The sequence below is a fragment of the Streptomyces albidus (ex Kaewkla and Franco 2022) genome, from assembly GCF_013870515.1.
Classification (GTDB): domain Bacteria; phylum Actinomycetota; class Actinomycetes; order Streptomycetales; family Streptomycetaceae; genus Streptomyces; species Streptomyces albidus.
The window spans coordinates 1-12,347 of sequence record NZ_JACBXA010000179.1; the positions used below are offsets into that span (position 1 = coordinate 1).

Genomic DNA, 12,347 nt, shown 5'->3' on the forward strand with positions numbered 1-12,347 from the left:
ACGTCGGCCGGGCCGCCGCCCGCCAGCACCTCGACGGATTCGCGTACTTCGAGCGCGTTGCCGGCGGTGACGCCCAGCGGCGTGGCCATGTCGGTGAGCAGGGCCCGCGTCCGCACACCGTGGTCGTTGCCCAACTCGACCATGGTGGAAGCCAGTTCGCGAGCGTCGTCGAGCGACTTCATGAACGCGCCCGAGCCGACCTTCACGTCCAGCACCAGTGAGCCCGTGCCCTCGGCGATCTTCTTGCTCATGATGGAGCTCGCGATGAGCGGGATGGACTCGACCGTGCCGGTGACGTCGCGCAGCGCGTAGAGCTTCTTGTCCGCGGGCGCCAGCCCGTCGCCCGCCGCACAGATGACGGCGCCCACGTCGCGCAGGACGCCGAGCATCTCGTCGTTGCTGAGGGCGGCCCGCCAGCCGCGGACGGACTCCAGCTTGTCCAGCGTGCCCCCGGTGTGGCCAAGGCCGCGGCCGGAGAGCTGCGGCACGGCTGCGCCGCAGGCGGCGACGAGCGGGGCGAGAGGCAGCGTGATCTTGTCGCCGACGCCGCCCGTGGAGTGCTTGTCGGCGGTGGGGCGGGTCAGGGACGAGAAGTCCATCCGCTCACCGGACTTGATCATTGCCCCTGTCCAGCGGGCGATCTCCGGACGCGACATTCCGTTGAGCAGGATCGCCATGGCGAGCGACGACATCTGCTCGTCGGCGACCTCGCCGCGCGTGTACGCGTCGATCACCCAGTCGATCTGCTCGTCGGTGAGCGCGCCGCGGTCACGCTTCGTACGGATGACGGAGATGACGTCCATGGTCATAAAGCTGGAGTCTCCTTCACACAGGGCATGGAACCGTGCGCGGTCGTTGACGACACGGACGGGGGACGCGCCCGGAGTATCCGGGCAGCGTCGGGTGCGGACGGATCCGCACGAAAGGACTGGGGGCCGCGTCGTGTGCGCGCCCCCGTCAGCGTTTGAGGTCGGACGGCCCGAACGCGTCGGGAAGCAGGTCGGCCAGTGGCCGTACGTCGCCGCGCGTCGTCTCCATCAGCAGCTGCGGGCCGCCGTGTTCCCACAGCAGCTGGCGGCAGCGGCCGCACGGCATCAGCACCTCGCCGTGCCGGTCGACGCAGGTGAACGCGGTCAGCCGCCCACCGCCAGAGGCGATCAGCGACGAGATCAGCCCGCACTCCGCGCACAGGGCGACCCCGAACGCGGCGTTCTCCACGTTGCAGCCCGTGACCGTACGGCCGTCGTCGGCCAGTGCGGCGGCACCGACCGGGAAGTCGGAGTAGGGAGCGTAGGCCCGGGTCATCACGTCCCGGGCCGCGGCCCGTAGCGCGGCCCAGTCGACGTCCGAGGAGTCGACCGGGTCGCTCGTCATGTGCCTTGCCCTCTGCGGTAGGACCTGCCGATGGCCTTCGGGGGTCGCAGCCGCTGAGCGGCGAGCGAGAGCACCAGCAGGGTGGTGATGTACGGGCTCATCTCGACGAACTCCAGGGGAACGGTGTCCGTCACCAGATACCACACGAGCAGCCCGACAGCGACGACGCCACTGAGCGCCGCCTGGATCAGGCCGCCCTGGCGCAGCTTCCACAAGGCCAGCGCCGCCAGCAGCACCGCGACGAGCAGCAGCAGCGCGTGGACGGTCGGGCCGCCTCCGCGCAGTTGCAGCGCGTCCATGAAGCCGAACAGGCCGGCACCCATGGCCACGCCGCCCGGACGCCAGTTGCCGAAGATCATGGTGGCGAGGCCGATGTATCCGCGGCCACCTGTCTGCTGGTCCTGGTAGATGTGGACGCCGATGGCCAGGAAGGCACCGCCGAGACCGGCGAGCGCGCCGGAAACGGTGACAGCCGCGTACTTGTACTTCATGACGTTGACGCCGAGCGTCTCGGCGGCGATCGGGCTCTCACCGCAGGAGCGCAGCCGCAGCCCGAACGAGGAACGCCACAGGGCGAAGAAGCTGCCCACGAAGAGGGCCACGGCGAGCACCGTCAGCCAGGAGACGTTGCTGACGAACGAGCCGAGGATGCCCGCGAGGTCCGAGACGAGGAACCAGTGGTGCTTCTCGACGGACTGGAGTCCCTCAGCGAGCCCCGGCACGGTGAAGGTCGGCATGTCCTCCATGGGCGGCGACTGCTTGTCGTTGCCGCCCGCCTGCGAGGCCGCGCTGCCCTCCGCACCGAACTGCAGCTTGGCGAGGAACTGCACGACGCCCAGCGCCAGGATGTTCACGGCGACACCGGAGACGATGTGGTCGACACCGAAGGTGACGGTGGCGATCGCGTGGATGAGGCCGCCGAGCGCGCCGCCGATGATTCCGGCGAGCGCGGCCACCCAGGGGCCGTGCTGCCAGCCCATCCAGCCCGCGGCGAAGGCGCCGAGCATCATCATGCCTTCGAGGCCGATGTTGATGACGCCCGCGCGTTCCGACCACAGGCCGCCCAGGCCGGCCAGGCCGATGGGGACGGCGGCGGCGAGCGCGCTGGCGTACTGGCCGCTGGAGGTGACCTCGTCGGAGCCGGTGATCATGCGGAGCACGGACAGCGCAACGAGGCCGCCCGCGATGATCAACAGCACGACAGGATAGGAGAGTTGACGCTTGCCGCCGGCCGGTTTTCCGCCGCGGACGCCGTCCTTCTTGCCCTTGCCGCCGTTCCCGTTGCCGTCGCGCTGCGCGCCGGCGCTGTTCCCACCGGTCTCGGCAGTGATGTTCGTGGTCACGCGGACACCCCAGCCTTGGTCTTGTTCGTGTCGCTCCTGCGGGCCTGCGCGGCCAGCTGCTCGCCGACCTGACGTTGTTGCCTGCGGAGCCCGTAGCGGCGTACGACCTCGTACGCGATGACGACGCACAGGACGATGACGCCCTGCATCACGCCGACGATCTCCTGCGCGTAGCCCTCGAACTCCAGCTGCGTGCCGGTACGTTCGAGGAAGCCCCAGAGCAGTGCGCCCAGCGCCATGCCGATCGGGTGGTTGCGCCCCAGCAGCGCGATGGCAATGCCGGTGAAGCCGATCCCGGCGGGGAAGTCGGTGCCATAGTTGAACGACTTGTTCAGCAGCGTGGGCATGCCGACCAGGCCGGCGATGGTGCCGGAGAGCACCATCGAAGTGACCACCATCCGCTTCACGCTCACCCCGCTCGCGGAGGCCGCGGTCTCGGAACGGCCGACGGCACGCAGGTCGAAGCCGAAGCGGGTGCGGCCGAGCACGAACCAGAACGCGACTGCCGTCACCACGGCCAGGATCAGCGTGCCGTCGATCGGGTCCGGGGTGGTCGGGATGGTGAAGAAGTGGCTGGAGGCCGGGATGTCCGGGGTGTGGAAGAGGTTGCCGTCCTTGACCGCGAGCCTGCCGTCCTGCAGGAAATAGCCGATGGTCGAGGCGGCGATGAAGTTCAGCATGATCGTCGTGACGACCTCGTGGATTCCCCGGGTGACCTTCAGCAGGCCCGCGATGCTGGACCAGACCGCGCCGACCACCATCGCGACGATGATGACGAGCGGGATCTGGAGGAAGCCGGGGAGTGTCAGCGATCCGCCGACCACGGCGGCGAAGAAGGCCGCGATGCGGTACTGCCCGTCGACACCGATGTTGAAGAGGTTCATCCGGAAGCCGATGGCGACGGCCATCGCGGCGAGGTAGTACGGGATCGCCTTGTTGATGATCCAGACCTGGCTGTCGCTCTTGGAGCCGAAGTCGATCATCACGTAGAAGGCGTGCAGCGGGTCCTTGCCCGTCACGCCGATGACGGCGGAGGTGATGACGAGCGCCGCGACGAGCGCGAGCAGCGGCGCACCGAGGGCCAGGACCAGCCTGTCCTTGTCGAAATTCTTCACCGACTTGTTCACCGCGACTCACCCCCTTCCGGCGCTGCGTCCTCGACTGCGTCCTCGGTGTGTTCGAGGTGACCGCTGGCGGCGCCGGTCATGGCTGAGCCCAACTCCTCCGGTGTGACGGTGGCGGGATCGGCGTCGGCGACGAGACGGCCTCGGTACATCACCCGCAGGGTGTCCGAGAGGCCGATCAGCTCGTCCAGGTCCGCGGATATCAGCAGTACGGCGAGTCCCGCACGCCGGGCCTCACGTATCTGGTCCCAGATCTGCGCCTGCGCGCCGACGTCGACGCCGCGGGTGGGGTGTGCGGCGATGAGCAGCTTGGGATTGTGGCTCATCTCCCGCCCGACGATCAGCTTCTGCTGATTGCCGCCGGAGAGCGAGGCCGCGGTGACCTCGATGCCGGGTGTGCGCACGTCGTACTCGGCGACGATGCGGGCGGTGTCCGCCCGCGCACCCGCCAGATCGAGCAACTGCCCCTTGCTGTTGGGGGTTTCGGTGACGTGGCCGAGGATGCGGTTCTCCCAGAGCGTGCCCTCCAGGAGCAGCCCGTGCCGGTGCCGGTCCTCCGGGATGTAGCCGATGCCGGCCTCTCGGCGCTCGCGTGTGGAGCGGGCCGTGATGTCGGCGCCGTCGAGAGTGACGGTGCCGGTGTCGGGCTCGCGCATCCCCATGACGGCTTCGACGAGTTCGGCCTGCCCGTTGCCCTCGACGCCTGCCACGCCCAGGACTTCGCCCTTGTGGATGGTGAAGGCGATGTCGTCGAGCACGGTCCGTACGGCTCCGTCGGTGTCCGTGGCGGACAGCCGCAGCTTGTCGACGCTCAGCATCCGCGCGGTGGTGACGGTCGACTCGCGCGTCTCCGGCGAGGGCAGTTCACTGCCGACCATCAACTCGGCGAGCTGCTTTGGGTTCGTCTCCTCCGGCTTGACGGAGGCCACGGTGGTGCCGCGCCGTACGACGGTGATGTCGTCGGCCACGGAGAGCACTTCACCCAGCTTGTGCGAGATGAACAGCACGGTCAGGCCCTCGGCCTTGAGATCACGCAGGTTGTCGAAGAGTGCCTCGACCTCCTGCGGGACCAGGACGGCGGTGGGCTCGTCGAGGATCAGGGTGCGGGCGCCGCGGTAGAGGACCTTGAGGATCTCCACCCGCTGCCGGTCGGCGACGCCGAGGTCCTCGACCAGCACGTCGGGGCGCACGTTGAGCCGGTACGCGTCCGAGAGTTCCTTGATCTTCTTGCGGGCCTGCCCCCCGATGCCGTGGAGGGCCTCGGCGCCGAGCACCGTGTTCTCCAGGACCGTGAGGTTGTCGGCGAGCATGAAGTGCTGGTGCACCATGCCGATCCCGCGCGCGATGGCGTCGGCCGGACCGGCGAAGGAGACCTGCTCGCCGTCGACGGCGATGGTGCCCTCGTCCGGCTTCTGCATGCCGTAGAGGATCTTCATCAGGGTCGACTTGCCCGCGCCGTTCTCGCCGACGAGGGCGTGGACGGTGCCGCGGCGCACGGCGAAGTGGATGTCGTGGTTGGCCACGACACCGGGGAACCGTTTGGTGATGCCGTGCAGTTCGACGGCCGGCCCCGACGCGGTGCCGGCCGCCGCCGGTGGACTGCTGCTGGACGTTGAAATGACGCACTCTCCTGAAACGCCGCTGCTCGGTGGAGGGTTCAGCTCATGCCGAGGGCGTCCTGCCGGACGCGCCCGCCGGCCGTGACCACCCCGGGGACGGGGTCGGGCGCATCCGCAGGGCCGTTGCCTGTGGATACGCCCGATCCGTTCCGGGACTGCCGGTGCGTTCCGGCCCGGGGGCCGGAACACCGTCGGTCAGGCACTGAGCCCGGCCGACGGCTGGGTCACGGGGTGTCCTTGACCTTGATCTTGCCGTCGACGATTTCCTTCTTGGCCTTGTCGATGTCGCTCTGGATGTCGTCGATGAATCCGCCCGAGGTGGCCAGCGAGACGCCGTCCTCCTTGAGGTCGAAGGCGGTGGTGCCCTTCATCGGCTTCTTGTCCTTGACGCTCTTGACGAGGTCGTAGACGGCGACGTCGACGTTCTTGACGGCCGAGGTGAGGATCGAGTCCTTGTACTTGGCGAGGCCGGGCTGCTCGTACTGGTCGGAGTCGACCCCGATCGCCCAGGTGCCCTTCTTCTTGCTGATGACCTCGATCGAACCGGCACCGGACTGGCCCGCGGCGGAGTAGATCACGTCGTTGCCCGCGTCGAGCATGCCCTTGGCCTTGTCCTTGGCGGCGGCCGGGTCGTTGAAGCCCTTGGTGTTGGTCGGGTACAGGTACTGCGAGGTGACCTTGACCTTCGGGTCGGTCTCCTTCACACCCTGCTCGAAGCCCGCCTGGAACTTCTGGATCAGCGCGTTGTTGACGCCGCCGATGAAGCCGACCTCCTTGGTCTTGGTCTTCTTCGCGGCGGCGACGCCCGCAAGGTAGGACGCCTCCTGCTCGGCGAAGACGAGACCGGCGACGTTCTTGTTCTCCGAGGGGGAGTCCACGACGCCGAAGGTGGTCTTCGGGAACTTCTTGGCGACCTTGTTGATGGACTTGCCGTAGTCGAAACCGACACCGATGACGGGGTTGAAGCCCGCCTCGGCCAGCGAGGTTATCCGCTGCTCGCGGTCCGCCTCGGTCTCGTCGTTGCCCGCGGTCAGCTCCTTGGAGCCGACACCGAGTTCCTTCTCGGCCTTGTCCAGGCCACGGGCAGCCGCCTCGTTGAAGGAGTGGTCGTCGCGGCCGCCGACATCGAATGCCAGGCCGACACCCTTGTCCTTCTTGCCGGCGGAGTCAGTGGAGCTCTCACCGCACGCGGTGGCGGTCAGAGCGAGGGCCGCGGTAGTGGTGACCGCGGCGGCAAACTTGGTTACCCGACGCAAGAGGACGTCCCCTTCGGCTCTTGGAAGCGCCACTTCCGGCGCTGGCTTCCGGCACAGATTAACGCGCGTAGATTGCACGTAAAGACTTGCCGGAATGCCGTTATCGGATCGGTGCCAAGGGCCGCATGCGACTCCGCTGAAACCGGGCGGAACCAGGGATCGCACCCCCGTTTTCCAGCGCTCGGGAAGCCTCGTGGAGCCGAGGGAGCGCCTGACCCGGAGCGGGATCGGCCGGTGCGCAGCGAGCCGGCCCCGGAGGAGGTCCGGGGCCGGCGGCACGATCCTTACGTCGGGCCTGACGTCACTGGCCGGCGGAGGCTTCCCTCGGGGTGTCCATGAGAGCGGCCGCCGTGAAGAGCTCGACGCCGACGGTGATCGCCTGCTCGTCCGCGTCGAAGTCGCCCTGGTGCAGATCACGGGGGTGACGGTCGCCGGGCTTACGCACGCCCAGCCGGGCCATCGCACCCGGCACGTGCTCCAGGTACCAGGAGAAGTCCTCGCCGCCCAGGCTCTGTTCGGTGTCCTCGACGGCGGGCGCGCCACGCCGGGCCGTCATCGCGTTGCGCAACAGCTCCGTCGTGACGGCCTCGTTGACGACGGGCGGCACTCCGCGCACGTACGTGATCTCCGACTTGGCGCGGTGCAGCGTGGCCACCTCGTCGATGGCGGCGTGCACCATGTCGGGCGCCTCCCGCCAGGCGTCGAGCTCCAGGCAGCGAAGGGTGCCGGACAGCTCCGCCCGCTGCGGGATCACGTTGCAGGCGTGGCCGGATTCGATGCGTCCCCAGGTGAGGGCGAGGCCGGCGCGGGCGTCGACGCGGCGCGATAGCAGGGCGGGAACCTCGGTGACCAGCTTCGCCGCCGCGGTGACCAGGTCCGTGGTCAGGTGCGGGCGTGCGGTGTGGCCGCCGGGGCCGCTGAGGGCGACCTCGACGCGGTCGCAGGCGGACGTGATCGGACCGGGTCGCAGTCCGATACGCCCCGCGTCGACGCGGGGGTCGCAGTGCACGGCCAGGATGCGGCCGACGCCGTCGAGTGCGCCGCCGTCGACGGCATCGGTGGCGCCGCCGGGCAGCACCTCCTCGGCGGGCTGGAAGAGCAGACGCACGGAGCGCGTCAGGTGCCCCGCGCGAGCGAGGTCGGCGAGCACGAGCCCGGCACCGAGCACGACGGTGGTGTGTACGTCGTGCCCGCAGGCGTGCGCGCGGTCCGGGACGGTGGAGCGGTACGGGACCGCCTTCGTGTCCGGAATGGGGAGTGCGTCGATGTCGGCGCGCAGCGCCAGCATCGGGCGGACTCCCTCCCAGCGGTCGGCGAGACCGGGGTGGATGTCGCAGATGAGGCCGGTGCCCATCGGGAGGGTCCGGGGCCGCAGCCCGGCCTTCTCCAGTCGGGACTTGATGGCGGCCGTCGTACGGAACTCCTGGTTGCCCAGTTCCGGATGCATGTGCAGGTCGCGACGGAAGGCGACGAGTTCGTCGCGAAGCGCGTCGGCAAGTCTGCCGGGAAGCTCCGGTACCACGCCCAGCAGGGCTGCTTCGACTGCGGCTTCGCCGGTTGGGTCCACCTCCGGCTCGGGGGACAGGACTCTGTTCATATCCGCAGGGTAGGCGCATTCAGGCCACTGCATACAGCCGATCCCGCAAAGTTCAGCCCCTCAGGCGACCGAAAATCTTGGTGCGGGACGATTATGTCCGAATGACGGTGGGTATAGCTATGCGTTCGCTCGGCCTGCGCCAGGCGACATCGAAGGCCGCGCCGGGACCTCCTCCGGGCCGCTCGCCCGGCCTGACTCCGCATTCCTGCTCGCCCCGCCACCTGCCGTCCAGGTGCGCGTTCCGTCCGCCCCGGGCGTTCCGCTTCCGGGTGTTCCATCTCCTACGGCAGCAGCTCCGGCCTCGGCCTCGGAGGATGCCGAGGCCGTCCCCGCCGCTCCCAGCCTGCGCACGTTGCGCGCGGTTCCGGTGACGCCTGAGAGGAACCCCTCCGCCCGCGGTGAGGCACCCTCCGTCAGCCACTCCCGCTCCACCTCGCATACCGCAACCGAGACCGGCGTACCGGCAAGCGCGAGGGGCAGGGTGTGCACCACGGTGGACGGAAAGCTGAGGATCGTACGGCCGATGGGGCCACGCCGGGCGACCAGTTCCAGCGGAAGGTCGGGACGGACGATCTCCAGGCCGGTGGCGGCCGTCACCCTCTGGAGCTTGTCGCTGCTCTCGCGGCGGTGCGCGAAGTACCGGGTGGCCCCGTGCGTACGGGCGAGTGAGGAGACGGCTTCCAGGTAGCGCTCCAGGTCCACGACTCCGGTCTCCACGAGTGAGGTGCCGACGAGGTCCGTGCCGCGGGTCAGCCGTGGCGGCCCGAAGCGGGCGCGGGTCCAGGCGAAGTCGTTGGCGGTGACGTCGACGCCCAGCTCCCGCAGCCGCCCCGCGGACGCGTCCACGGGCATGGAGCTGAAGATCTCGACGCGCGGTTGCGCGTCGGGAGCGCGCTTCGCGCCGCGTCCGCCGGGCACACCGGGCGTGAGGCGGGCGCGCGCCCGACGGGAGAACGGCGCGAAAAGGGTTGCCTGCACCCCGCCCGAACCCTTGCGGTGCCAGCGCACCAGGCGCTCCCCGTGGGCGAGTTGGGAGACGAACTCCATCGTGGCGGTGCCGTCATCGACCACGACGACTCTGCGGGCTGCGGTGAGGGTGAGCAGCAGCTGCACGTACCGGGAGAAGGGGTCTCCGATGACGACGCGTCGTGCGCGGCGCAGCTCGCCGGCGAGCGAGCCGATGGTCTTGACGGGCGCGGTGGCACCGCCGCGTGCCTCTTCCCAGCGCACGGCGATGCCCTCGTCCCTTGCCAGCTCCGCGACGCGGCGCAGCTGGCCGCGGGTCATCGGGTCGTGCGGGGAGAGCACGACGATGGTCAGGTCCGGTGCGCTCGCGGTGGCCGCACCGGCCTCGAACCCCGCGAGGGCGGAGGTGTCCTCGCCCGTTCCGCCGGGCTCCGCGGCCGGGCCGGACCCGGCCGCATCGGACCGGGCCGCATCGGACCCGGCCTTCGCTGAGGTGACCGTCGTCAGTGTCCCGTCCTGGTGCGCCCACTCCAGGACGTTGAGCAGCTGGACCGGGCTCTCGACGAACGCGAGCGTGCCGCCGGCCCGTCTGCGGACCACCCCTCGCAGACGGCGCGGGGCGGCGTTCGCCCTCGCCGTCTCCAGGGCGGGCGCGGTCCCGAGGGCCGGGCCGGCGTGCTCGGGCTCGCGCCCGTCAGGTCGGGTCAAGGCTGCTTCTCCCTTGCTTCGTCACACCGTGACGGGCTCGCGGTCGGCCTCCTCGGCCTCCGCGACGACCCCCTTGACGCGGCGGAGCTTCTCCATCGGCTTCAGCTCGCTGTCGTAGACCTTCTTCACGCCGTCGCCGAGCGACTCCTCGATGGTGCGGATGTCGCGCACCAGGCGCTGGAGGCCGCCCGGCTCGACGGAGGCCGCCTGGTCGGAGCCCCACATGGCGCGGTCGAGGGTGATGTGCCGCTCGACGAAGCAGGCACCGAGGGCGACGGCGGCGAGGCTGGTCTGCAGACCGGTCTCGTGACCGCTGTAGCCGATCGGGACGTTCGGGAACTCGTTCTGCAGGGTGTGGATCATCCGCAGGTTGAGCTCGCCGGCCTTGGCCGGGTACGTCGAAGTGGCGTGGCAGAGAACGATGTTCGCGCTGCCGAGCACCTCGACCGCGTGCCGGATCTGCCTCGGCGTCGACATGCCGGTGGAGAGGATGACCGTACGGCCGGTGGAGCGCATGGCCCGCAGCAGCTCGTCGTCGGTCAGCGAGGCCGAGGCCACCTTGTAGGCGGGTACGCCGAACTTCTCCAGGAAGGCCACGGACTCCACGTCCCACGGGGACGCGAACCAGTCGATGCCGCGCTTCGCGCAGTGCTCGTCGATCGCGTGGTAGCCCTCTTCGTCGAACTCGACCCGGTGCCGGTAGTCGATGTAGGTCATGCGGCCCCAGGGGGTGTCCCGCTCGATCTCCCACTGGTCGCGCGGGGTGCACACCTCGGGGGTGCGCTTCTGGAACTTCACTGCGTCGCAGCCCGCTTCGGCGGCGGCGTCGATCAGCGCGAAGGCGTTCTCGAGCTCGCCGTTGTGGTTGATGCCGATCTCGCCGGTGACGTAGACGGGGTTTCCGGGGCCGACGGTCTTCTCACCGAGGGTGCGCAGTCGGTTGGTGCTCATCTGGATGGGTCTCTCTCTTCAGTGGGTCACTTCGTGAGTGAGGTACAGGGGGCCGCGCGGAGGCGGCTCACAGGGACGGTCCGAGAAGCCACGAGGCGATCTCGCGGATCGCGCCGGAGCCTCCGGCCGTCGTGGTGACAGCACGTGCCGCCTCGCGCACCACGTCGTGCGCCCCCGCGACCGCGACGGGCCAGCCGACGAGGTTGAAGCAGGGCAGGTCGTTGACGTCGTTGCCGACGTAGAGCACGCGCTCGGGGGTCAGGCCCCGCTCCTCGCACCACTGCTTGAGTGCGAGGTCCTTCCGGTCGATGCCGTGCAGCACGGGGATCTTGAGCTTGTCGGCCCGTGCCCGGACGACCGGGTTCACCTCCGTGGACAGGATCAGCATCTGCAGCCCGTCGCGGCGGAGTGCGGCGATGCCGAGTCCGTCGCCGCGGTGCACGGCGACCAGTTCCCGTCCTTCGGAGTCGATCAGCACCCTGTCGTCGGTCTGGGTGCCGTCGAAGTCGAGTACCACCGCGTCGACGTCGTCGCGGGAGGGCTGTGTGCGGGGCTGCGCCTCGTCGAGGAGCGGCGCGAGCGCCCTGGCACGGGCGAGGTCGTGCGGGTCGTCGACCTCGAGGACCCGTGCGGGGTCGGTACGCACCGGTTCGGTGCGGCCGAAGAAGCGGTGGCCGGACTTGCGGAAGCCCGCGGCGTCCATCGCGTACGCGGCGCCGGTCTCCAGCAGGTCCTGCGGGCGGTCCTGGCGGCGGGGACGGAACGCCTTGTCGTGGTTGACGCCGACTCCGCCGCCGGTGCCGCCGTCCTCGCCGGCTCCCGGCGCGTCCGCCCCGTCGCGCCAGATGAAGCCGTGGAACGGGGCGACCGTCAGAGCGCTGTCCGCGCCTCCTTCGACGACCGCGCCCGCCACGGCGTCGATGTCGCCGCGGGTGATGAACGGGCTGGTGCACTGCACGAGCAGCACGACGTCGGCGGCATACCCCGAGCGTGACTCGTGCGTGTCCACGGCGTGGAGCACTGCTGCCTCGCTCGTGGCGGTGTCACCGGCTATCTCCGCGGGCCGCTCGACGACCTGCGCGCCTGCCGCACGTGCGGCGGCGGAGATGCCGAAGTCGTCCGTGGAGACGACCACGTCCGTCACCAACTCCGCGTCCAGGCACGCCCGTACGGCCCTGGTGACCAGCGGCTCCCCGCCCACCGTGGCGAGGTTCTTGGCGGGCACGCCCTTCGACCCTCCGCGGGCGGGAATCACGGCGACCACGCAGCGGGTCCCCGACCGGCTCTCGAACAACTCGCTCATGTCTGCTCCTCGGAGGTGATCGGGGTGTCCAGGCGCGCGTCGTGGTGGCTGCTCACAGCTCCCCCATCCGCCGGATGACGGGCGCCACGCGCTGGACCCCGTGCCG

At 69.9% G+C, this 12,347-nt stretch carries 10 protein-coding genes; all 10 read right to left on the reverse strand.

The window, feature by feature from the left end; genetic code table 11:
* Positions 1–809, reverse strand: an 809-nt coding sequence (locus H5J26_RS22180) for a thymidine phosphorylase (protein WP_181767693.1), incomplete at its 3' end; no start/stop codon positions are given.
* A 148-nt stretch (positions 810–957) separates the two neighbouring features.
* The gene (locus H5J26_RS22185) at positions 958–1,374 is read right to left on the reverse strand and encodes a cytidine deaminase (RefSeq protein WP_181767694.1); all 417 of its coding nucleotides are present in this window, start codon (positions 1,372–1,374) and stop codon (positions 958–960) included.
* Positions 1,371–2,717, reverse strand: coding sequence for an ABC transporter permease (locus H5J26_RS22190; protein ID WP_309238019.1), 1,347 nt, complete (start codon positions 2,715–2,717; stop codon positions 1,371–1,373). Before H5J26_RS22190 ends, H5J26_RS22185 begins: the two co-directional genes overlap by 4 nt.
* Entirely contained in the window at positions 2,714–3,844 is a 1,131-nt protein-coding gene (locus tag H5J26_RS22195; protein WP_309238020.1) for an ABC transporter permease, read from the reverse strand. The genes H5J26_RS22190 and H5J26_RS22195 overlap by 4 nt, the downstream gene beginning before the upstream one ends.
* Positions 3,841–5,502, reverse strand: coding sequence for an ABC transporter ATP-binding protein (locus H5J26_RS22200; RefSeq protein ID WP_181767700.1), 1,662 nt, complete (start codon positions 5,500–5,502; stop codon positions 3,841–3,843). Before H5J26_RS22200 ends, H5J26_RS22195 begins: the two co-directional genes overlap by 4 nt.
* Positions 5,503–5,684: 182 nt before the next feature.
* Positions 5,685–6,716 carry a BMP family lipoprotein gene (locus H5J26_RS22205; RefSeq protein WP_181767695.1) on the reverse strand — a complete coding sequence of 344 codons (1,032 nt, stop codon included), beginning with the start codon at positions 6,714–6,716 and terminating at the stop codon, positions 5,685–5,687.
* 301 nt (positions 6,717–7,017) lie between these two features.
* Positions 7,018–8,313: an amidohydrolase gene (locus H5J26_RS22210; protein WP_181767696.1), complete on the reverse strand. Its 1,296-nt coding sequence runs from the start codon at positions 8,311–8,313 to the stop codon at positions 7,018–7,020.
* A gap of 117 nt (positions 8,314–8,430) precedes the next feature.
* Positions 8,431–9,888 carry a hypothetical protein gene (locus H5J26_RS22215; protein WP_235980923.1) on the reverse strand — a complete coding sequence of 486 codons (1,458 nt, stop codon included), beginning with the start codon at positions 9,886–9,888 and terminating at the stop codon, positions 8,431–8,433.
* A 120-nt stretch (positions 9,889–10,008) separates the two neighbouring features.
* Positions 10,009–10,938: an N-acetylneuraminate synthase family protein gene (locus H5J26_RS22220; protein WP_181767697.1), complete on the reverse strand. Its 930-nt coding sequence runs from the start codon at positions 10,936–10,938 to the stop codon at positions 10,009–10,011.
* 67 nt (positions 10,939–11,005) lie between these two features.
* Positions 11,006–12,241 (reverse strand): acylneuraminate cytidylyltransferase, encoded by a 1,236-nt coding sequence (locus H5J26_RS22225; protein ID WP_181767698.1) that lies wholly within the window; start codon positions 12,239–12,241, stop codon positions 11,006–11,008.
* Positions 12,242–12,347 lie beyond the last annotated feature (106 nt).